Raw genomic sequence first — 21,747 nt, 5'->3', positions numbered from 1 at the left:
AAATATCCTAGGATTATATTCCTAGGATATTTTTTTATAAAATTTAATTTTAAGTTTTTGAATATGCTAAAATTTTGCTTTATTCACATACTTAAAGTAAGCTTAATCTATATAGGATAGGCAGGTTTTCTTACGGTTTTAAATTATAGGAGGGAATAACTATGTTAAAGATTGGAATTATTACTGGAAGTACTCGTCCGAATCGTAAAAGTTTAAAAGTTGCCCACACACTTAAAAAGTGGGCTGACAAACGAGGAGATGCTGAATACGAAGTAGTAGATATCGCTGATTATAATCTTCCCATGTACAATGAACCTGTTTCTGCTGGTGCCAGTCAAGATTATGTAACTCCTGAAGCCAAACCTTGGTCCGAAAAAATTGCTTCTCTAGATGGTTTTGTCTTTATTGTTCCAGAATATAACCACGGAATTACTTCCGCCCTAAAAAATGCAATTGATTATCTTTATCCTGAATTCAATGACAAGGCTGCAGCAATCGTTAGTTATGGTTCCTCAGGTGGTGTTCGTGCTGCAGAAGCTTTACGAACGGTTCTTGCTGAGTTACAAATAGCTTCGGTTCGAACGCACATAGCAATGTCTATTTTTACTGACTTCAATGCTGAAAATGAGTTTACGCCTGCTACTTTACATGAAGACACATTCAAAAATCAGCTTGATCAATTACTTTCCTGGGGAAATGCCTTAAAAACTGTCCGTATTCATAAAAAAACAACATAAAAATAAAATACCCTTTTGCTATAAAAACAGCAAAAGGGTATTTTTTTATAGAAATACGTCGCCTTCCCATTTCCAAAGGTCTAAATATTCCATATCACTTTGATCGATTGTAAAATTAAAAATTTCAAAATTTTCTTTGATACGATCTTCATGTACGGACTTGGTTAAAGAAATATAATCTTTTTGTAGAGAGTAACGTAAAAGTAATTGCGCAATTGATTTTTTATATTTATCAGTCATATCATTAATCCGTTCGTTATCTTGCATACGTGAAATTGGTGATAACGGGGACCAAGCTTGAATCGCCATACCGTGCTCTCGACTTAAAGCTACCGTTTCTTCTTGCATTACACCAGGATGAAGACGAAGTTGATTGACCATAGGTTTGATTCGACAATGTGGAAGTAGATTTTCTAAATGTTCTACTTTAAAGTTACTCAATCCAATTGCTTTTAATTTACCTGCATCATAAGCATTTTCAATCGCTCTCCAAGTTTCAATATTTTCTTCGCGCCAATTATGTTCATGTCCTTCTACAACTGGCCAGTGAATGAGAAAGAGATCTAGATATTTTACTCCTAAGCAATTTAGTGACTCATCTATTGCTTTTTTTGTTTTTACAAATCCATGATTTGTATTATCTAGTTTGCTAGTCAAGAAAATTTCTTCGCGTGGGACCTCACTTTGTCGGATTCCTTCTCCGACTAGATGTTCATTTCCATACATCTGTGCTGTATCAATATGTCGATAACCAGCTGTTAATGCTGATTTTACACCGTTTACACATTCTTCAAAATCAGTGGTCTGCCACGTTCCATATCCTAGTACCGGAATTTCAGTACCATTTGTTAATGTTATCGTATTGTTTATATTCATTTTCTAACACCTCTTTTTTTAGTTTCTCCTATATTGTAACGTACTTTTCTTATATTTGCTTTTCAAAGAGTTTGAAACTCGAAAATAACCTATAAAGAATCTTTTTAGTCAGCATTTCTATTCGTATATTCAAAAAAACAGCTACTCTTTGTAAGAAGAGTGGCTGTTTTTAAATAGATCTTTTTATCCTTCTGTATGAACCTTAGAAATTCTTCCATTTTGTACATATACCATCAGTACTGAAATATCAGCAGGGTTTACTCCACTGATTCGACTTGCTTGAGCAATCGTTTCTGGTAGTATTTTTTTCAGTTTTTCTTTTGCTTCTGTAGCAATCCCATTTATTGCATCGTAATTGATGTGTTCTGGAATTCTCTTTTCTTCCATTTTCTTTAATTTGACAACTTTTTCAGAAGCTTTTCTGATATAACCTTCATATTTAATTTGAATTTCTACCTGATTAATTACATCACGAGGTAGTTTTTCTTCCAGTTGTGCAAAATGGTACAGACCATTATATTTCAATTCTGGACGTTTTAGTAAATCACTAAATAGGAAACCATCTTTCAATAAAGCAGAATTTTGACTAGCAAGATAATTTTGTAGTTCTTCTGTAGGTTTCAAACGAACTTTTTTCAATCGAAGAGTTTCTTCTTCTACCATTTTTTTCTTAGTTAAGAATAACTGATAACGTTCGTCAGAAAGTAGTCCAACTTGATGTCCAATTTCTGTCAAACGGAAATCTGCATTATCATGTCTTAATAACAAACGATATTCTGCTCGTGAAGTCAATAAGCGGTATGGCTCTAGCGTTCCCTTCGTAACAAGGTCATCAATCATAACACCGATGTATCCATCACTTCGCTTCAATACCAATGGTTCTTTCCCTTGAACAGCAAGTGCTGCATTAATTCCTGCAATGATTCCTTGTCCTGCTGCTTCTTCATAACCAGAGGTACCGTTCATTTGTCCTGCAGTAAATAAATTTTTCACCAGTTTCGTTTCTAAAGATAATCGTAGTTGATAAGGCTTAATTACATCATACTCAATCGCATAACCTGTACGCATCATTTGAGCATTTTCCATGCCTGCAATTGAATGCAATACTTTCAATTGAACTTCTTCTGGCATCGAAGAAGATAACCCTTGAACATATACTTCTTCTGTATGACGTCCTTCTGGTTCTAAGAAAAGTTGGTGTCTTGGTTTATCACTAAAACGAACAATCTTGTCTTCGATTGAAGGGCAATAACGAGCACCTACACCTTCAACAATTCCAGTAAACATGGGAGCCCGGTGCAAATTATCACGAATAATTTGATGTGTTTCTGGACCGGTATACCCTAACCAGCAAGACAACTGATCTTCTAAGTAGTCTTCATCTTTAGAAGTAAAACTAAAATGATTCGGTTCTTTGTCCCCAGGCTGCTCCTCTGTTTTAGAGTAATCAATGGAGGAAGATAGCACACGGGGAGGCGTTCCAGTTTTGAAACGGGCTAGATCAAATCCTAAATCCAATAAATTTTCAGATAATTTAATGGACGGTTGAGAGTTATTCGGACCAGAGGAATAGGTTAATTCTCCAATGATAATCTTTCCTCGTGAAGATGTTCCAGCTGTTAGTATAACTGCATCGGCACGATAGACAGCACCCGTATGGCTAACGACCCCTTTTACCATATCGTCTTCTACAATTATTTCTTCTATAATTCCTTGACGTAATAACAAATTTTCTTGTTGTTCCAACGTACGTTTCATTTCATGAGCATATTCATTTTTATCTGCTTGTGCACGTAACGCCTGGACTGCGGGTCCTTTACCAGTGTTCAACATTCGCATTTGAATATAGGTTTTATCAATATTTCGGCCCATTTCGCCACCCAATGCATCAATCTCACGAACAACCACACCTTTTGCAGGTCCACCAATTGATGGATTACAAGGCATAAAAGCAATCATGTCTAAATCGATCGTAACTAATAAAGTAGAGCTTCCCATACGGGCTGAGGCTAAGGCCGCCTCTGAACCTGCGTGTCCTGCACCTACTACAATGACATCAAATGTACCTGCTTCAAATCTTTTCATCTGTTCTTTCCCTTCTATTTATACAACTTTATCAGCATTTATTTTCCTAAGCAGAATTGACTGAATAATTGGGTCAGCAATTCATCCTGTACGGTGTCCCCAGTTATCTCTCCTAATAATTCCCATGCACGTGTGAAATCAATTTGGACTAAATCAACAGGCATACCACTCTCAATTCCAGTTAATACCTCATCTAAAGCTTCTACCGTATCATGTAGTAGAGCGATATGACGTACATTAGAAATATATGTAGCATCTCTTTCTCCCGTTTCTCCAGAGAAAAATAGTGCTGCAATTTGTGTTTCCAATTGATCTAGACCAGATTGAGTCAGCATGGAGGTTTGAATAATTTTGTCCTCACTACTCCATTCTGCCAGTTCCTCTAGTGACAACCGTGTTTCCAAATCACTCTTATTTAAAAGAATAATTCGATTCATCATTTGTGTAGCATCCAAGAGTACCTTATCTTCATCATTAAGTGATTCACTTTGATTGATTAACAATAAAATTAAATCCGCATCTAGTAGCGCCTTTCGACTACGTTCTACTCCAATCCGTTCCACAATATCATCCGTTTCACGGATTCCAGCGGTATCAATTAATTTCAAAGGAACACCGTTCACATTTACATATTCTTCTATTGTATCGCGCGTTGTACCTGCAATTTCAGTAACAATTGCCTTTTCTTCACGAATCAAACGATTTAGTAAACTGGACTTCCCTACATTGGGACGTCCTATAATTGCTGTTTCCAACCCATCACGTAAAATTTTCCCTTGTTGAGCAGTACGCAATAATTGTTCTACGTGACCTTTTACTTCTACAGTCTTTTCTTTTAATAAACGTGTCGTAACTTCTTCCACGTCATCATATTCAGGATAATCGATATTCACTTCTACTTCAGCGAGTGTATTTAAAATAATTTGTCGTATATTACGGATAAGGTTGGACAAGTCTCCATCTAATTGACTCAAAGCTACATCCATTGCTTTATCTGTCTTTGCACGGATGAGATCCATAACTGCTTCAGCTTGAGAAAGGTCAATTCTACCATTCAAAAATGCTCGTTTTGTGAATTCTCCTGGCTCTGCCATCCTTGCTCCATTTTGAAGAACCGTTTGTAATAATCGATTGACACTAATGATTCCACCATGACAATTAATTTCGACTACATCTTCTCGAGTAAAGGTCTTTGGAGCGCGCATAACGGTCACCATGACCTCATCAATCACTTCTTCTGTCTTCGGATTAACAATATGTCCATAATGAAGAGTATGGCTAGGTACAATTTCTAGACGTTTTGAACCCGATTTGTATATGGAATCTGCAATAGCTATTGCATCTTCTCCACTCAATCGAACAATTCCGATTGCTCCTTCTCCTGGAGGTGTAGAAATAGCTGCTATCGTATCAAATTCAGTAATGTTCATATTTATTCTCCTTCCACCTATTTTTGCGCACGAAAAAAGTGCCCACTCCACCCCTTTTTATACACGGGTGGTTAAGCACTTTGACTGCGTAACACATTATATATTTAGTCATTCATATCGTTCTTCAATTCCAAGAAATTATACAAGTTTTACTTACTAAATGCAAGTTTTTTGTTTTTCTCCTTCTTTTATTATTAAAAAAAACCTTTATTACAGACATAGAGAATTTATGTAGATTTTTCTTATTTAATTTTTATATAATAAATATCCTAATGATAACCATTTATGGATGTTAAACTTATATTGATTTTCTAACTTTACAATGAATATTTGAGTCAAGATATGATAACATAAGAGTATAAAAAGCCTTTTGATCATTATTAATCAATCTTATTAAAAATAGACGCAACAATAGTAGGAGCGGGATATTGTGAATAAGTTTTATGATATATACCAGGATTTAAAAAGAAAAATTGAATTGGAAGAATACAGTTCTGGTTCACTTTTACCTAGTGAAAAATCATTAGCAGAAGTATATGAGGTTTCAAGAGAAACTATTCGTAAAGCCCTAACTTTATTAATGGAAGACGGTTATATCCAAAAGAAACAAGGAAAAGGTTCTATCGTGTTAGATATTCAACGATTTAATTTCCCGATATCAGGATTGACTAGTTTTAAAGAAATTCAAGATTTACAACACATCAAAAATAAAACGATTGTTGTTAAAAATAAAGTAGAAAAAATACCTAGTTTTTTAGCAGATTCACTAAAAATATCTCATGATGAAGAAGTCATTTCTCTAGTACGTCTGCGAAATATTTCAGGAGAAGTCATTATTATCGATAAGGATTTTCTACTTCGTGATGTGGTAAGTAGAGTCCCTTCAGCAGCTGCTGAGAATTCTCTTTATGAATATTTAGAAGGTGAATGTGGTCTCAATATTGCCTATGCTAAGAAAGAAATAGTTGTAGAACCTGTAACCAGAGAAGATCGTAAATTAATGAACCTCAAAAATGATACACATGTAGTAGTAGTGAAGAGTGAAGTATATTTAGAAGATACACGATTGTTCCAATATACTGAATCACGACATCGATTAGACCGTTTCAAATTCACTGAGTTTGCTCGTAGAAAACATTCTTTATCGTAAATTAAAAAAAGGAAGAACACCCTCTTATCGGGTTTGCTCTTCCTTTTTTAATTTTCATTATTTTTTATCTATTCCATTTCTACTCGGAATGATTCATCTTCCATCATCGAATAGTGACCCGATTCATAAGGTTGGTTCTCCACTGTTAAAACAACCTCTTCGACACTGTAGTAGTTTCCAATTGTATTAACAATCCCTTGAAGAATAAGGGATTCTCCCGATGAACCAGCATTCATATCTTCTACTAATTCTTTTGAAAAGTCCACATAAACACGTCCGTCTTCATTTAAATACAGACTGTTAATTTCTGTGTTATCACTAATTAGTTTTCCATACTCAACACCTGGAACTTGTTTCAATAAGTCTGCCATCGTTTTCCGTGTGACATCATTCGTATAGAACGATACATTTACATCAGAAGTCTCAAGTCCCATTGCATTAGCATCTGGGTAATAGGCTGTTATGACGACCACTTCTGGTGCTTCTTCACTTCTTGTTTCCAATGTAGAAGAAACGACATAGCTATCATCATTTGCAGTGAATTCTTGTTTGATTAAGCCCATATTTTTTGTATAGTAGCTTTTAGTAACGGAATCCTCTTGTGTTTTCGTAACCTCAATTGCTGAAAAGACCCCTAGAGGAGTTTCTACAGAAAAATCAACCGAAGTAATTTCAGAAGTTACCCCAGAAGGGTTTTCCCAATTATTTCCTACTTCTAAAGGTTCTTTCAAAAGGATTTCTCCTGCACCATCACTGGTTTTCTCTAGCATATTTTCTCGAAAATACGTTTCTGGACGAGAAAATAATTCAGTGAGTTTTCCATCTTTGTATTCTAATACGAAAGTATGGGTAGTTCCAGGATTTTTTTCTGTATATTGAATTCGATTTCCTTCAATATACTGTGGGTACCGATCAAAAGGAGCGAATTCATTTCCTTCTCCTAAATAAGAATATTGAACACTCTCATCAAATGGAAAATAATTTTCAATAGTCATTTCATTTTCATCTATAGAGCTACTTTCGATAGATGATTCTGAGCTAACCAAAGAGCTTTCTTCAGAACTCTCTAATGAGCCCGTTGAACTCGATGAATCTGAGTTTGGATCCGTATTTACACAGCCTGTTGCCAAAAGAGTTACTAAAGCTAAACCTGATACTATCTTATATTTTTTCATCTCTTTCTACCTCCTACACTTTTCCTTCTTATTAATATTATAACATACGAATTTCTAGGAATATATCATGAACAACATTAAACCTTTCTTCACTATTTTAATCCTTTTAAAAAATTCATTTGCATTTTTTACGTTATAACGGCATAATAACGCTAAGAACATTTTTAGAAAGTGGGTATTAATATTGAAAGAACTAACTGATGTAATTGAATTCATTACGCCAAAGGAAATGGCTAAAGAATTAGAAGTAGCGCCCGAAACGTTGCGAAAGTATGTAAACTTATTTGATAAGTTATCGGAAAAGGACTTTTTTAAACGAGATAATCAAAATGCACGTATTTATACAGCAGAAGATAAGGTTCTTTTAAAACGATTTATCGAGCTAAAAGAAATGCCTTCTGAAACGGTAGAAAGTGCCGTACAAAAACTAGTAGATGAAAGCAACGCAACGATTGAAACGCCCAACGTTCTAGAAATCGACAGCAAACAGAACGAGGACTCTGAAGTATTTCAACAATTAGCTTTACTTCAAAGTAACATGCTTGGTGAATATAAGAGCTTAATTGATCAAGTCCTAGAAGATAATAAAGAGTTAAAAGAAGGTATGAAAGAATTAATGGAAAATCAAAAAGCGCAAATGGAAGAACTTGCGAAGAAAGAAAGTGATCGAGAAAAGAAATATAAAGAAGAGTTAGAACGAATTCAAAAAGAAAATGAACCAGTTAAAAAAGGATTTTTTGCACGTATGTTTGGTAAATAATTTAGTAGTTGACATCTTTCATTCTAATTTTTTTAATTAATTCTTATTTTAAAAAAAGCTACTGTGTATTTTGTCAAAATACACAGTAGCTTTTTTTTAGCTTAAAATATAAATAAATTATCCTAATGATACATCTAAAATCATCATGATTACAAAGCCAACCATTAAAGCAAGAGTGGCACTATCATTATTCCCATTTGTCTGAGATTCAGGAACGAGTTCTTCTACAACTACAAATATCATTGCTCCTGCAGCAAATGCTAGTGCATAAGGCAAAATAGCTACTATGGAAATAACGGTTACGGCTCCGATTACTGCTGCTATAGGTTCTACAATAGCAGAAAGCTGACCAATGTTAAAAGCTCTCCATCGGCTACTTCCAGCAGCTCTAATTGGCATAGACAAGGCGGATCCTTCTGGAATATTCTGAATTCCGATTCCTAAAGCCAGTCCAACTGCACTCAAAAATGCATCACCGTTTGCTACACCAGCTATTGTTGCTCCAAAGGCTACACCTACAGACAAGCCTTCAGGTATATTATGAATGGTAATAGCAAGAAATAGAAGTAAATTTTTTGAAGCCTTCGTATTAGGTCCTTCACGGTTTTCAATCGGTTCATTTAAATGTAAATGAGGAATGATAACATCGATTAACCTTAAGAACAGTCCACCAGCTATGAAACCAACTGCTGCAGGAACCCACGACCATACGCCATAGCCATTCCGTTCTGCATAAGTAATAGATGGGGCTAGTAATGACCAAAAAGAAGCTGCAATCATAACCCCAGCTGCAAATCCATTCATAATATCCAAAAATTTACGGTTCACTTCTTTAAAAAGAAAAACGAATGAAGACCCTAGAATTGTACACCCCCATGTAAATAGACCCGCTATTAGAGCTTGTAAGACTGGATGATAGGAAGCAAACACACTTATAATAATATCCTCTCCTTTTTTCAATTAATTTAAAACAAGAAATATTTTATATCTTTGTTAAGATGAATAAGAAATTTATATCTACATAAATTACAATAAAGAGTTTTTATAAAAAAATCAATACCCTATTAGAAATGTGATAGGAAAAGTATTTAGTTTGAAGACTGTGATGAAAACAACTACAAAAATTCCCATCAAAATAGGATGGGTATCCTTTATAATTAATTTTACGATACAGCAGCTTTTCCACTAAAATAGTTTCCCAATAATCAAAATAACCCTTCTTCCTATCTTATTTAGGAAGAAGGGTTATTTTTATTTTAATAAGAAGGCTACTGTTTCATATGGACGAAGTTTCATTTCTTTTTCCAATTTTATATCTGGATAATTACCAATTAAATGTTCAGCATCTATATCATTTATTTCTTTAGGTAGCTGGAAAGAATATTCTGTTCCATAAAAGTGATTCAGAACAAGCAACTTCTGATTATCTTTTTCTCGGATATATGCGAATACTTCTGGATCATCTAATAGAATACCTTGATAATCTCCATCAGAGATCACTGGCATTTTCTTACGAAGCTTAATTAATTTTTGATAGTACGGAAAGACTTTTCCATCGCTTAATTCTTTCTCCACATTAATCTCTTGATAATTACCAGCCACATTTAACCACGGGGTTCCTGTAGTAAATCCTGCATGAGAACTTCCATCCCATTGCATCGGCGTTCTACTGTTATCTCGCGATTTTTCTTTAATAATTTTCATTGCTTTTTCATGTGGAACGCCGTTCAATCGCATTGATTTATAAGCATTATGAGTTTCTATATCTACGTATTCATCAATCTCTGAGTAATCAGGGTTAGTCATTCCAATCTCTTCACCTTGATAGATATAAGGTGTTCCTCGTAGTAAATGAATACTTTGTGCAAGCATCGTAGCTGTTTCATAAGGGTATTTGATTGGATCACCAAATCGGCTATTCGCACGCGGTTGATCATGGTTATTCCAAAAGAGAGCGTTCCAACCATTGCCATCTGACATTCCCGTTTGCCATTCATTCAATATTTGTTTTAATTCTAGAAAATCGAATGGGATATCTGACCATTTTTCCCCTTCATCATAATCTACTTTGAGATGATGGAAACTAAAAATCATAGAAAGTTCTTTACGGTCTGGATTAGAATATAAGATTCCATTCTCAACAGTTGTAGAAGACATTTCCCCTACGGTTATCATACCTTCTTTTTTTCCAAAACTTTCTTGATTTAATTCTTTCACATATTCATGAACAATTGGTGTATCGGTATATAAACTTTTTTCATTTTCACCTAAACTATCTACTAATACTTCTTCTTTTCCAATAACATTCAATACATCAAAGCGAAATCCGGTGATTCCTTTTTCAAGCCAAAAATTAACAACTTTATAAAGTTCTTGACGAACATCAGGATTTCGCCAATTTAGATCTGCTTGACTTACGTCATATAAATGTAAATAATAGTTTTCTGTATCACCAAAGGGTTCCCATGCATCTCCACCAAATTTAGATTGCCAATTAGTCGGTAAGCTACCATCTTCTTTAGCTGGTCGGAGAATGTAATAGTCTTGGTATTTTTTATCACCTTTTAAAGCTTTTTGGAACCACTCATGAGTAATAGAAGTATGGTTTAGTACCATATCAAACATCAGCTCTATATTTAATTGTTTTGCTTTTTGAATCAGTTCTTCCAATTCTTCCATTGTTCCAAATAAAGGATCAATGGAACAATAATCTGTGATGTCGTACCCATTATCTTTTTGTGGTGAAACAAAAATTGGATTCATCCAAATCATTTCAATTCCTAATTGGTGTAAATACGGAAGTTTTTCAATAATTCCTTTTAAATCGCCTATTCCATCTCCGTCTGAATCTTTAAATGACTTTGGATATAATTGGTAAATGACTTTATTTTTAAAATGTTCCATGTCGTCCTCCTTCTAAAATGAAACAGGAGCAAAAGATTCACTTATCCTTTTCGCTCCTGCTATATTTATTGTGTGTACAGATACTATTTTATTTAGTTGTTTCAATGATTGGTGTATGGTCAGTATCTTTATTTGCTACAAAGAGTTGTTTCTTCTCAAAGAATGCCGTTAGGATGAATGGCACTACAATCGCAATAGCCATGCTAACGAAGAACATTGGCCAGTGTTCAATTTTGATGGACAAGAATCCAGGAATTCCACCTACTCCGATGGAAGCTGCTTCTACTCCAGTTGCAACAGACACCATTCCAGCAATACCAGAACCAATCATAGCGGCTACGAAAGGATAAATATACTTTATGTTAATCCCAAACATAGCTGGTTCTGTTACTCCTAAGTAACAAGAAATCATGGATGGAATAGATACTTGTTCTTCTTTTTTGTTTCCTCTGTGTAAGAAAATGATTGCTAGTACTGCAGAACCTTGGGCAATATTAGAAAGAGCAATCATTGGCCATAATTTTGTACCATCAAAATCGGCAATCAACTGAAGATCAATTGCATTGGACATATGATGGAGTCCTGTAATGACTAGTGGAGAATAGAAAGCTCCAAATAATAATCCAAACACCCAACTAAAGCTACTCGTAATTCCAGTGTAAACCACATTGGAAATTGCTTGACCAATTGTCCAGCCGATTGGTCCCAAAATAGTATGAGCAATAATTACGGTTGGTATGAGTGCAAATAGTGGTACGAAGATCATAGAAATTGCCTGTGGAATCCATTTACGCAACCAAATTTCTAAGTAAGCTAAAGTAAATCCTGTTAACATAGCAGGTAGAACTTGAGCTTGATACCCTACTTTATCAATTGTAAAGAATCCAAAATCCCAGAAAGGAATTTCGGTTGCGCCCGCTACTCCATACGCATTTAATAACTGAGGAGAAACGAGAGTTAGTCCTAAAACAATACCTAGAATTTGAGTAGTCCCCATTTTCTTAGTAACACTCCATGTAATTCCTACTGGTAAGAAGTGGAAAATGGCCTCTCCTATCAACCATAGGAAGTCATTTACCCCAGTCCAGAATTGAGAGTTAGAAACTATCGTTCCATTTGCAAATTCAATATCTCCTAAAACGTTTCTAAATCCTAAGATAAGTCCTCCAACTACAATTGCAGGAATAAGTGGTGTAAAAATCTCTGCTAGAACAGACATTGCACGTTGAATCCAGTTTTGGTTTTGTTTAGCTGCTGTTTTCGTATCTTCTTTCGATACGCCTTCTTTACCAGAAATTTTAGTGAATTCATTATAGAATTGAGGTACTTCATTTCCAATAATTACTTGAAACTGTCCTGCCTGTGTAAACGTTCCTTTGACTGCTGGGATATCCTCAATTTTTTTAATATCTGCTGCATCGTTATCATTTAAAACAAAGCGCATACGAGTGGCACAGTGACTGACTGCTGAGATATTTTCAGGTCCACCAATAAATTTCAGTAGATCTGCTGCATCTTTCTTAAAATCCGGCATAGCTTTTTCCTCCTTTTACTTGTATAGACAAGCGACTTGTTATCCATATTCTACCGCTTTCATTTTTGGAATGCAACCGGTTTCTCGTCTTTTTTTAAAACTTGTATAGACAAGTTTCCTTTTTTTATCACTTCTCATTGATTCTTAAGCAGACAACCTTAAGAAAATAGTTTTAAAAAGTATTTTGATTCTATATATAGTATAATAAAACTATCTTTTAATAATCTTAGAGGAGGTTAATTATGTCTGTATCATTATTAAAACTGATTGCATCTTTAGGGATGCTGATTGATCACATCGGGAGTGTCTTTGGCTGGCAAGGTTGGGAGCTTCTTTCTCCGAATACAACTGAACTACTGCGGATCATTGGACGCTTTGTATTCCCTGTATTTGCATTTTTAATTGTTAATGGTTGGCACTATACTAGAAATAAACCTCGATACTTTTCTAACCTTATCCTCTTTGCAATCATTTCTCACGTTCCCTATACTCTTTCCTCTCATTCTGTAAACTTAGAAAAAGTGACCAATGAAGGACCTAATTATTTCCCAGATTCATCTACTTTCTATTTATATTTAGCAATTAGCGCTCTTTTTGTTTTCACCTATTGGTATTTCGCTTTAAAGAAGAAGTTTTCTTACTCTATGATTTGGATCGCGATTGCCCCCTTCTTTTTGCGCTCCCACTGAAATGGAATTATGTCTGGTATTCGTATTATGAGTTAAACGTTCTATACACACTTGCTATTGGAATGTTTGCCATATACTGTTATGAGAAAGTATTCATTGAGAGACATTCAAAATGGTATGAATATATCCTTCTCTTGTTTACCCTTTTTGTAGCTGTGAGAACAATCGGAAATTATTCAGATTATGGGTTTCTTGGAATTGTTTTAGTTTTTGGATTGTATCTCACTCGTGAAAATCGTTTTGCACAAGCGAGCGTTATCGCCGCATGGGGAATGTACTTCTATGGAATTCAGTACAATAATTGGTACAGTGCTTGGGGTGTAGTAGTTGCATCTATCTTGATTATTTTATATAACGGTAAAAAAGGGACAAATTTAAAATATTTATTTTATATCTTTTATCCGGCACATTTATTAATTTTAGGAATCATCAATATTGTATTTCGTTTTAGTTAATTGGTATGTATCAAGTGCTGATAAGAAATCAAAAATAACTAAGATTAGTAAGTATCTAGTATTCTTCTCCATTATAATAATAAAGCATACCTATTTGCTAATAATGTATATTAAAATAAAATTCTATACTGCTAATTAATTGGTAGTCTTATTTTTTCATGTTACTATATAAAAAAGAGAAAGAAGGTATATAATGAAATTAACTGCTGAAATGATGGATACGTATCAAGTAACGTTGGATGTAGATGGTCACGAATACCTAATTGATCAATCGAAAGAAAACGGTGGAAAAGGAACGGGTGCAAATCCAAGTGATATGCTGATTGCAGCTGTTGCAGCTTGTAAAACGATGGTTGCAAAAAGCTTTTTAGATTCTAAAGAAATTGAGTATCAGCGTGTTAATACAGAAATTGACTATGAATTTAATGGACCAAACAAAAATATAACAGTAAGTATGACTGTTCGATTAAATGTTGTTGGCGCAACAGTAGATGAAACAGAACTCCGCCAACTACAAACGATTGTTGCAACTGGTTGTCCAGTAGCAAACCTAATGGATAGTGACAAAAATACTATCGAAACAATCGTAACTGTATCCTAGAATCAAAATAAAAATAATATACAAAAAAGTTGAGGCAAACCCTCAGCTTTTTTTGTATTTTCGTAGCCCTTTTCTATTATAAATTTCTAACTTTGTAAAACGAGGCGTTCTTTATCGTTCTGTAACGCCTATAAAAAACAGAACGCCTCTGTAAAGACTTTTATCTCCTTCTTGCTAGCGATTCCCCTCTTGTCGTTATGACTTTAGAACGCATCGCGTTCTATAAATAACCATCTTTTGAAACGGTCCTTTCTCCTATTCATCTGTTTTTTTAGTATACAAATATGAAATAAAGTAAAGATGATCGAGAATACCTATCTTTTAAACTCTTTTAAAGGCTCTTAAGCTACGCTGGATGGTTCTATTAGGTGTTTATATTATCTTTATCTACTCTTGTTCTAGCATAGCAAAAATTAACAATGAGGATCATCCTTTTTTATAGAAATGAAATCTGTGATTTTTCCCTCAATTAAGGTGTATAATAAGCGTAAGAACTATAAAAGAAAGTAGGGACAAATATGAGTCGAGTTATTTTTGTACGTCATGGACAAAGTGAATGGAATGCCCTAAATAAATTTACCGGTTGGGTTGATGTTGGGTTAACTCAACAAGGAATAGATGAAGCTCATCAAGCAGGACAAAAAATAAAAGAAGCAGGCATTGAATTGGATATGGCTTTTACTTCTGTACTGAAACGAGCTATTAGAACTTGTCATATTATTTTGGAAGAATCAGATCAATTATGGATACCAGAAATCAAATCTTGGCGATTAAATGAGCGCCACTATGGAGCCTTACAAGGTCTTAATAAAGAAGAAGTGGCCAAAGAATTTGGTGAAAAACAAGTTCATATTTGGCGTCGTTCTTATCATACTCTTCCTCCTCTTTTGAAACCTGACGACCCAGATTCAGCCTTAAATGATCGCCGATATGATCACTTACAAAAACGTGTGGTTCCGATGGGAGAGAATCTACAAACTACCTTACATCGAGTTATTCCTTTGTGGGAAGATCAAATTGCACCTGCTATTTTAGACAAAAAAACAGTACTAGTAGCTGCACACGGTAATTCATTACGAGCATTAGCAAAGTATATGGAAAATATATCTGATAAAGACATTGTGGATTTAGAGATACCTACTGGACAACCTCTTGTTTACGAGTTGGATAAAGAGTTAAATGTTATTAAAAAATATTATCTATAAAAAAACGGTTGAAATGGCATAAAAACATACCATTTCAACCGTTTTTTATTATATTTTAGTCTTGAGCAAGCCAATTTTCTATAAACCCATCTTTTTGTTCCTTCATCCAATTAGTAAGTTTTCCTTCAAGATTTTTAATTATTTCCTGATTTTCAGCTTTTTCTACATCTAATGGATTCATTTGATAAGGATCTTCCGCAATGTTATACAAATGTCGCTGTTTATCTGCGACAATATCATAGCCAAGTGACATGACATACGTATACGTTTGTGTTCGAACGGCTCTCCAACCAAAGTCTTTGGAATCTAAGTTATGTTCTTTATATTTTTCAACAAGCGTTGCTTTTCCTGGACAGGCAACAATAAAGCTGACACGGTCGTAATCTTCTTGGTCTGTAAGAATATAACTAGAACAATCTTCACCTTCTACCGTTTCAGGTATCGCTATATCCAATAATCCGAGTACAGTAGGCATCATATCTTGACTCGCCATAATCGTATGACATGTTTCTTTATTGTTACCAGGAACTCTGAAAATACACGGGATATGAATCGCTTCTTCATACCAAACATGTTTCCCCATTAGCCCTTGAGAACCTAACATATCACCGTGATCGGAAGATAGAACGATAACCGTGTCCTCATAAAGACCTGTTTCTTTCAGGTAATCCATCAATTTACTAAAATGATCATCAATTCCCGAAATCGCTGCATAATATCTTTTCGTAGCTAAAGTTAATTCTTCTTTATCATAGGGTTCTTGTTCGCCAGTATGATGATGAAGATTTTCAACCTTTACGTTCTTACGTAGGGAAATATCTTTGTCTTTATAGAGATCCAAATACTTTTCTGGTACTTTCTCATAAGGACTATGCGGTGGATTCCAAGATAAATACATTGCAAAAGGCTGATCTGGTTGACGTTTTTCTTCTAGATACTCAATTGCTTTTTCTGTTTCATGTGCCACAGACCATTCATCCACCTGAATCATTTCTGGAGTGTCTTGCCAGTAATGCGGATGAAGATGTTCATCATATGTACCATAAGAATACCAATAATCAAATCCATGTCTTCTAGGTCCTGGTGGGGTAAATGCATCCCAATTTCTAGCACCCGAAACCGGCTCTTCCTCATGATTAACTTCTGGTTCATCTAGGTGCCACTTACCAATATAAGCAGTTTGATATCCAGCTTTTTTCAAGGTATCTCCCACACCAACCTCGTGGTCTTGGAGACGAACCTTTAATCCTGGTTTAGCATTTGTAAAAAATCCAGCAGACAAAGGATATTTCCCTGTCATTAAGCTAGCTCGATGAGGAGAGCATAGAGGGAACGAACTAAATACTTGATCACAATTTGTTGCTTCCTCTCGAAATTGATCAATATTTGGTGTATCAACTGCTTCTTCACCTACAAAACCTACTGAACTACTTCGCCATTGATCAGCAAAAATATAAATTAAGTTTTTTTGTTTCATTCGCCATTCAATCCTTTCCTTTGTACTCATTCATAAATAATTAACCTTTCACACCACCGACAAGGCCACCAATAATTTTCTTCGATAAGAAAACATAAATGATGAAGGTAGGCATGAATACGATGATAACGGATGCAAACAACCCAGCCCAGTCACCGCTATATTGCATTCCATTAATCAAAGAGAACAACCCTAGAGCTACTGGACGTAAAGCATCTGAATTGACGAATAATAAGGATAGGAAATATTCATTCCAAATACCAATGAAATTAAAAATCGTTACAGTAGCAATTCCCCCTTGTACAAGGGGAAAGATAATCTGCCAAAATGTTTTGACTGGCGGACAACCATCAATTGCAGCAGCTTCTTCATATGTTCTAGAAATATTTTCATAGTAAGCCATCAAGAATATGGTAGTATATGGAATTTTAGTTGCCACAAATAATGTTATCAAAACAATCCGGTTCGACCATTCATATTGTAAAAGTCCCATACGTGCTACGTACATATAAAGTGGGATAATAATCATAATTACTGGTACACCTGATGCAGCAGATAACAATCTTTTGATTGTATCTTTTCCTTTAAAGTCAAAGCGCTGTAATGCATAAGCATACGGAGCACAAATGACAATTAATAAGATACAAGATGTAATTGCATAAATTAACGAGTTCTTAAAGAATACAGAAACATTTCCTGCAGTCCATGCTTTAGCGTAATTTTCCCAATGAAGCCCTGTTTCAAATTGAAAAATAGTACCTGAAAAAATTTGTCCTGTAGTAGATAAACTAGCCGCGATTACCCAGAACAGAATCACTGCTGTAAAGCCGACCCAGGCTATTAACACTAAATAGCCTGGTACAAGCTCTAACTGTTTTGCAAATTTACTTTTATTTTTTTTCACTTAGATTTCCCTCCTTAGAACTCTAAATCATCATGTTTGAGAGTTTTATTAACGACAATAAATACCGTTACAACGAATAGAGTCAACAAGACTCCCACCGCAGCACCACTACCAGCATCTCGTGCAACTTTACCTAAATCTTCTGTTCCAAATAGTTGCTGATACATATAGATCATTGGTACAACTGTTTGTGTGTCAGCTACTAATGGTGAGAAAAGTTTAGCCCAAAGAAAGAATCCCGAAACACTAATTGACCACATGATAAGGTTTGTTCTAAAAATCCCTTTTAACAAAGGTACTGTTATATTTATGAACTGGTTTAATTTACTAGCGCCATCAATACTCGCTGCTTCATATAATTCAGTAGGAATACGTGTAATCCCACTAATCCAAATTAACATGAAGTGTCCAATCATTCCAAAACAATAGGAAACCAGTAAGGCAGTGAACTTATGTTCACTGTCTAGCCATTGAATACTTGCCAAAGAATCTAAGCCCAAAGCTGAAAACAAGTTAGTGAGGAGGCCATAAGATGAATTGAATACATACTGGATCCACATTGTCGCCATTGCTACAGAACTGATAACATTTGGTAAATAAATTGCTGCTCTAAAAAAGCTCTTACCCTTAACACCACTTTCTACAATCACCGCTAATATAAGTGATGTTCCTAATGTAAGTACCCCACCTAGTACAAATATCTTGAATAAATTTATCCAGGATTGTACAAACAAACTGCTTTTCATTAAATCAACATAATTCTTTACGCCAACGAATGTCCATTTACTGAACACATCAGTAATTTCTTGAATTGTGAAGAAACTCATCAAAGTTGTCCTAATAATAGGATAGATAAAGATGATGAGGAACAAAGCGGTTGCAGGTACAGTAAAAGCAAGAATCATATTTCTATTTCGTTTCATTTTATTTTCTCCTAACTAAAAGAACTTACTTTAATTAATTATTTAGCTGCTTTTTCCATGTTATCTACAAATTCTTGAGCTGTTAGTCTACCACCATATAAATTCAACAAGTTTTCTTTCAAAGCAGGAACAATTTCTGGATTATCTTCTATTCCAGCAGATTTTGAGAAGATACCAGTAGCATTTTCAAAATATGATCGAACATCTGTTAGTTCTTCTGGCCATTCAGTATTATTAATATCTGTTGGAATTCCAAGAGTTTCTTTAGCTATTTTTTCATCCCATTCACCACGTGTTAGTTTTTCAATCAAATCAAATGCTGCTTCTGGATTTTCTGCAATAGAAGTAATAGCAAAACTTTGACTTCCAATAACCATTGTTTCTAAACCATTTACGCCATTTTCTACTTCAGGATAGTTGAAAAATCCCCATTCAAAATCTTCGCCAGTAATTGGTTTTACTTCATTTGGAGTCCAAGTTCCTGATGCATACATAGCTACTTTTCCTGTTGCAAATTCAGTGTTTTGTCCTGTTACTAAACATTGGATGCAACTTTATCAGAGAAATAACCTTCTGCTGCTAGTTTTTCAAAATACTCTGCAGTTTCCAAAACCTCTGGAGCATCCCAATTGCCCTCGCTTGCAACAGCTGTTGCTCCATCATTTCCTAATAAACGACCTAAGTGCATTCCGAATGCTTGCATTGCATAAGCATCATCTGTTGTAAATGGAATAACATCGCTATCTTTTAATTTTTTTGCAACTTCAAGTAATTCATCTGTCGTTTCTGGTACTTCATCGATACCTGCATCTTTAAATAATTGTTTATTGTACAAGTACCCATTTGCTTTTTCTTGATAAGGAATTTCTTTTAGCTCTCCATCATGATAACTTCTCATCAATTCCATCACAACTGGATTTGTATCTTTTTCGTAGTCTTTTTGACTAACTAGATCTTCCAGGCTAATGACACGGTCACCAAAACTAGCTTTATTTGCGGCTCCATCAAACATATCAATTTTTTGGTTTGCATCCAACGCTGGAATTAATCCTTCTTTGATTCCTTTTCTTCCTTTAAATTCTAGCTGAACTTTAGCACCGGTTTCATTTTCAAACTCTTTGACAGCCTCTGAAATTACCAACCCTTGAGATTCTGATGATTCCCAACCTGACCAATATACGAGTTCTACACCATCATAAATTCCGCTCTCTACTGCTACATCTGATGCATCTGAACTCACATCGCCATCGCTTGATTCATTACCTCCACATGATGCCAATACGAATCCAGCCAAACCTACTCCTAATATTGCTTTAATCTTTCTATTCATTTCTTTTTCCTCCTATTTTATAATTCTATTTTTGTTGGCGTTTGCATTTCACAAAAATATAAATCCTTCCATTTTCCACCTAATCTAATGTATATCATTTTACCTTCTGATTATGAGAAACAGATAATTTATATTAATACTTTTCAATTTAGATATTTTTTTACCTAAATAGTCCGTAATCATTCATTACTAGCTAATACTTTCTAATACTTTTTATTTTTATTCGTTTTGAATACGTTATCAAAAACGGGTAGATATTTAATAGAGTTCCTTTCTTCTTTTTTGTAATTTTGTGATTAAGAAGAGTTATAAAACAATAACTCTTCTTAACTATCTAAATTTTTTTAGCAAAAGAACATCAAAATAGCAAATCGTAATGAAGTCTTACTTTTTGAAAAGTATATTAAATGATTAACACAAAAGGCTTTTAAAGGAATATACGATTTCTAATCGCTTAACGTGTTAACCCTATGTCTAATAATAGCCTAAAAACCTTTAATTGTAAACGCATTCTTTCATTTTTGTTAATATTCTTTTATTTTCACATATAAACCCATCTTTTTCTTCGCTTTAACGTGCATCCAAATTTGATAGATAATAATTTAAAAGAATAACAGAAAAAGCGAGGAAGCACTTTTAAAGTATCTCCTCGCTTGCTTCTTATTTTATTTAGCCACTTCTACTACTAGATACCGATGTGGTTCTTTTCCTTCTGAATGGGTAGAAATCCGTGTATCTTTACTTAGACGAGCATGTATTTGCTTTCTTTCAAAAGCAGGTAACGGCTCAAGAAAGATAGGCTGTTTGGTTCGTAAAACACGTTCAGCCGTTCGATCTGCAATATTTTGTAGAATTGATTCTCTTCGTTGACGATAATCGCCTACATTCACGACGACCGCAACACGTCTTTGTTGGTGATACTGAAAAATCGTCTGGGCTAAAGTCTGTAAGGAATTAATAATTTTACCATGCTTCCCAATAACCAGACCCGCTTTATTTGTATCAATATTAAAAGTAATCAGATTATGTTTTTCGTCTACAGATACTTTAGCAGACGCTCCATACACTTCTACCACATCTTCTAAGTATGTAATGACATGTCGAATGGCATCTTGACGGGAAGATAAGGATGTTTCATCATCTTCAATTATTGGTTTTGTCTGATCTAGATTTGAATGTTTCGGCTCATCCAAATCAGCATATTCAATGGTTTCCGAATATTCATAGTTATTTTGATCAGAACCTAAATTTTCCTCATCTTGGTTATCGGAAATATAATCTGCTCGTTCTTTATTTTCGAATAAAGAAATATTTCCTGCTTCTTCCAGTTTAGGTACGTGCTTAGGAGTTAATTCCACGATTGCTTCTCTTGAACCAAAACCAAAGAGGCCTTTTTTCCTTCTGAGATAATTTCAATATCAACATCCTGAGAATCTAAACCTAATTGTACCAAACCTTTGCTCACGGCCTTTTCAACAGTCATATCACGCACAGTAATTTTTTCCTTTTCCA

Annotated in this window: 21 protein-coding genes; 7 read left to right on the top strand and 14 right to left on the bottom strand. The window is 34.7% G+C overall.

Going from position 1 to position 21,747, the window contains the following annotated elements; all coding sequences use genetic code 11:
- Positions 1–161: 161 nt before the first annotated feature.
- Complete coding sequence (locus LZ578_RS01235) at positions 162–737, top strand: NADPH-dependent FMN reductase (protein WP_235145558.1); 576 nt, start codon at positions 162–164, stop codon at positions 735–737.
- Between the two features lie 45 nt (positions 738–782).
- On the opposite strand, the gene LZ578_RS01230 is transcribed toward LZ578_RS01235, so the two are convergent.
- From LZ578_RS01230 to mnmE, 3 genes are all read right to left on the bottom strand, one after another.
- Entirely contained in the window at positions 783–1,613 is an 831-nt protein-coding gene (locus LZ578_RS01230; RefSeq protein WP_235145557.1) for an aldo/keto reductase, read from the bottom strand.
- A 183-nt stretch (positions 1,614–1,796) separates the two neighbouring features.
- Positions 1,797–3,698 (bottom strand): tRNA uridine-5-carboxymethylaminomethyl(34) synthesis enzyme MnmG, encoded by a 1,902-nt coding sequence (gene mnmG, locus LZ578_RS01225; RefSeq protein WP_235145556.1) that lies wholly within the window; start codon positions 3,696–3,698, stop codon positions 1,797–1,799.
- Positions 3,699–3,736: 38 nt separating this feature from the next.
- Positions 3,737–5,128 (bottom strand): tRNA uridine-5-carboxymethylaminomethyl(34) synthesis GTPase MnmE, encoded by a 1,392-nt coding sequence (gene mnmE, locus LZ578_RS01220; protein ID WP_235145555.1) that lies wholly within the window; start codon positions 5,126–5,128, stop codon positions 3,737–3,739.
- A gap of 430 nt (positions 5,129–5,558) precedes the next feature.
- On the opposite strand from mnmE, the gene treR reads away from it, so the two are divergent.
- On the top strand, positions 5,559–6,278 hold the full coding sequence (treR, locus tag LZ578_RS01215) for a trehalose operon repressor (protein WP_235145554.1): 720 nt from the start codon (positions 5,559–5,561) through the stop codon (positions 6,276–6,278).
- Positions 6,279–6,346: 68 nt separating this feature from the next.
- Here the strand turns inward: treR and LZ578_RS01210 are convergent, their stop codons facing one another.
- The gene (locus LZ578_RS01210; RefSeq protein WP_235145553.1) at positions 6,347–7,453 is read right to left on the bottom strand and encodes a GerMN domain-containing protein; all 1,107 of its coding nucleotides are present in this window, start codon (positions 7,451–7,453) and stop codon (positions 6,347–6,349) included.
- Between the two features lie 184 nt (positions 7,454–7,637).
- On the opposite strand from LZ578_RS01210, the gene LZ578_RS01205 reads away from it, so the two are divergent.
- Complete coding sequence (locus tag LZ578_RS01205) at positions 7,638–8,213, top strand: MerR family transcriptional regulator (protein WP_235145552.1); 576 nt, start codon at positions 7,638–7,640, stop codon at positions 8,211–8,213.
- A 117-nt stretch (positions 8,214–8,330) separates the two neighbouring features.
- On the opposite strand, the gene LZ578_RS01200 is transcribed toward LZ578_RS01205, so the two are convergent.
- The 3 genes from LZ578_RS01200 to treP all read right to left on the bottom strand — a co-directional run bounded on the left by LZ578_RS01200 (position 8,331) and on the right by treP (position 12,651).
- Complete coding sequence (locus LZ578_RS01200; protein ID WP_235146372.1) at positions 8,331–9,149, bottom strand: ZIP family metal transporter; 819 nt, start codon at positions 9,147–9,149, stop codon at positions 8,331–8,333.
- A 315-nt stretch (positions 9,150–9,464) separates the two neighbouring features.
- Positions 9,465–11,117 carry an alpha,alpha-phosphotrehalase gene (gene treC, locus LZ578_RS01195; protein WP_235145551.1) on the bottom strand — a complete coding sequence of 551 codons (1,653 nt, stop codon included), beginning with the start codon at positions 11,115–11,117 and terminating at the stop codon, positions 9,465–9,467.
- An 88-nt stretch (positions 11,118–11,205) separates the two neighbouring features.
- On the bottom strand, positions 11,206–12,651 hold the full coding sequence (gene treP, locus LZ578_RS01190) for a PTS system trehalose-specific EIIBC component (RefSeq protein WP_235145550.1): 1,446 nt from the start codon (positions 12,649–12,651) through the stop codon (positions 11,206–11,208).
- 242 nt (positions 12,652–12,893) lie between these two features.
- Between treP and LZ578_RS01185 the strand changes: the two genes are divergently transcribed.
- The 4 genes from LZ578_RS01185 to gpmA all read left to right on the top strand — a co-directional run bounded on the left by LZ578_RS01185 (position 12,894) and on the right by gpmA (position 15,601).
- Positions 12,894–13,340 (top strand): TraX family protein, encoded by a 447-nt coding sequence (locus LZ578_RS01185; protein ID WP_235145549.1) that lies wholly within the window; start codon positions 12,894–12,896, stop codon positions 13,338–13,340.
- Positions 13,259–13,795: a TraX family protein gene (locus tag LZ578_RS01180; protein WP_311198585.1), complete on the top strand. Its 537-nt coding sequence runs from the start codon at positions 13,259–13,261 to the stop codon at positions 13,793–13,795. The genes LZ578_RS01185 and LZ578_RS01180 overlap by 82 nt, the downstream gene beginning before the upstream one ends.
- Before the next feature lie 193 nt (positions 13,796–13,988).
- The gene (locus LZ578_RS01175) at positions 13,989–14,396 is read left to right on the top strand and encodes an OsmC family protein (RefSeq protein WP_235145547.1); all 408 of its coding nucleotides are present in this window, start codon (positions 13,989–13,991) and stop codon (positions 14,394–14,396) included.
- A 518-nt stretch (positions 14,397–14,914) separates the two neighbouring features.
- Complete coding sequence (gene gpmA / locus LZ578_RS01170) at positions 14,915–15,601, top strand: 2,3-diphosphoglycerate-dependent phosphoglycerate mutase (protein ID WP_235145546.1); 687 nt, start codon at positions 14,915–14,917, stop codon at positions 15,599–15,601.
- 55 nt (positions 15,602–15,656) lie between these two features.
- On the opposite strand, the gene LZ578_RS01165 is transcribed toward gpmA, so the two are convergent.
- The 7 genes from LZ578_RS01165 to LZ578_RS01140 all read right to left on the bottom strand — a co-directional run bounded on the left by LZ578_RS01165 (position 15,657) and on the right by LZ578_RS01140 (position 21,718).
- Entirely contained in the window at positions 15,657–17,078 is a 1,422-nt protein-coding gene (locus LZ578_RS01165) for a sulfatase (protein WP_235145545.1), read from the bottom strand.
- 40 nt (positions 17,079–17,118) lie between these two features.
- Positions 17,119–17,982: a carbohydrate ABC transporter permease gene (locus LZ578_RS01160; RefSeq protein WP_235145544.1), complete on the bottom strand. Its 864-nt coding sequence runs from the start codon at positions 17,980–17,982 to the stop codon at positions 17,119–17,121.
- A 14-nt stretch (positions 17,983–17,996) separates the two neighbouring features.
- Positions 17,997–18,905 carry a carbohydrate ABC transporter permease gene (locus LZ578_RS01155; protein ID WP_235145543.1) on the bottom strand — a complete coding sequence of 303 codons (909 nt, stop codon included), beginning with the start codon at positions 18,903–18,905 and terminating at the stop codon, positions 17,997–17,999.
- Between the two features lie 38 nt (positions 18,906–18,943).
- A complete protein-coding gene (locus LZ578_RS12380) occupies positions 18,944–19,453 on the bottom strand; it encodes an extracellular solute-binding protein (RefSeq protein ID WP_255763965.1) in 510 nt (169 codons plus the stop codon).
- The gene (locus LZ578_RS12375) at positions 19,441–20,235 is read right to left on the bottom strand and encodes an ABC transporter substrate-binding protein (protein ID WP_255763900.1); all 795 of its coding nucleotides are present in this window, start codon (positions 20,233–20,235) and stop codon (positions 19,441–19,443) included. The genes LZ578_RS12380 and LZ578_RS12375 overlap by 13 nt, the downstream gene beginning before the upstream one ends.
- 665 nt (positions 20,236–20,900) lie before the next feature.
- On the bottom strand, positions 20,901–21,593 hold the full coding sequence (gene jag, locus LZ578_RS01145; protein ID WP_235145542.1) for an RNA-binding cell elongation regulator Jag/EloR: 693 nt from the start codon (positions 21,591–21,593) through the stop codon (positions 20,901–20,903).
- Entirely contained in the window at positions 21,584–21,718 is a 135-nt protein-coding gene (locus tag LZ578_RS01140; RefSeq protein WP_235146371.1) for a Jag N-terminal domain-containing protein, read from the bottom strand. The genes jag and LZ578_RS01140 overlap by 10 nt, the downstream gene beginning before the upstream one ends.
- Between the last annotated feature and the right edge of the window lie 29 nt (positions 21,719–21,747).

Origin of the sequence: Jeotgalibaca sp. MA1X17-3 (genome assembly GCF_021513155.1) — a bacterium.
Taxonomy (GTDB): domain Bacteria; phylum Bacillota; class Bacilli; order Lactobacillales; family Aerococcaceae; genus Jeotgalibaca.
Note: the sequence above shows the minus strand (reverse complement) of the source record. Positions and strands in the feature narration are given on the sequence as shown.

Excerpts from the sequence above, each read along its gene's own strand:
- LZ578_RS01235 (WP_235145558.1), top strand. The coding sequence starts at position 162 with ATGTTAAAGATTGGAATTATTACTGGAAGTACTCGTCCGAATCGTAAA.
- LZ578_RS01230 (WP_235145557.1), bottom strand. The coding sequence starts at position 1,613 with ATGAATATAAACAATACGATAACATTAACAAATGGTACTGAAATTCCG.
- mnmG (WP_235145556.1), bottom strand. The coding sequence starts at position 3,698 with ATGAAAAGATTTGAAGCAGGTACATTTGATGTCATTGTAGTAGGTGCA.
- mnmE (WP_235145555.1), bottom strand. The coding sequence starts at position 5,128 with ATGAACATTACTGAATTTGATACGATAGCAGCTATTTCTACACCTCCA.
- LZ578_RS01210 (WP_235145553.1), bottom strand. The coding sequence starts at position 7,453 with ATGAAAAAATATAAGATAGTATCAGGTTTAGCTTTAGTAACTCTTTTG.
- treC (WP_235145551.1), bottom strand. The coding sequence starts at position 11,117 with ATGGAACATTTTAAAAATAAAGTCATTTACCAATTATATCCAAAGTCA.
- treP (WP_235145550.1), bottom strand. The coding sequence starts at position 12,651 with ATGCCGGATTTTAAGAAAGATGCAGCAGATCTACTGAAATTTATTGGT.
- LZ578_RS01185 (WP_235145549.1), top strand. The coding sequence starts at position 12,894 with ATGTCTGTATCATTATTAAAACTGATTGCATCTTTAGGGATGCTGATT.
- LZ578_RS01175 (WP_235145547.1), top strand. The coding sequence starts at position 13,989 with ATGAAATTAACTGCTGAAATGATGGATACGTATCAAGTAACGTTGGAT.
- gpmA (WP_235145546.1), top strand. The coding sequence starts at position 14,915 with ATGAGTCGAGTTATTTTTGTACGTCATGGACAAAGTGAATGGAATGCC.
- LZ578_RS01165 (WP_235145545.1), bottom strand. The coding sequence starts at position 17,078 with ATGAAACAAAAAAACTTAATTTATATTTTTGCTGATCAATGGCGAAGT.
- LZ578_RS01155 (WP_235145543.1), bottom strand. The coding sequence starts at position 18,905 with ATGAAACGAAATAGAAATATGATTCTTGCTTTTACTGTACCTGCAACC.
- LZ578_RS12375 (WP_255763900.1), bottom strand. The coding sequence starts at position 20,235 with ATGAATAGAAAGATTAAAGCAATATTAGGAGTAGGTTTGGCTGGATTC.
- LZ578_RS01140 (WP_235146371.1), bottom strand. The coding sequence starts at position 21,718 with ATGACTGTTGAAAAGGCCGTGAGCAAAGGTTTGGTACAATTAGGTTTA.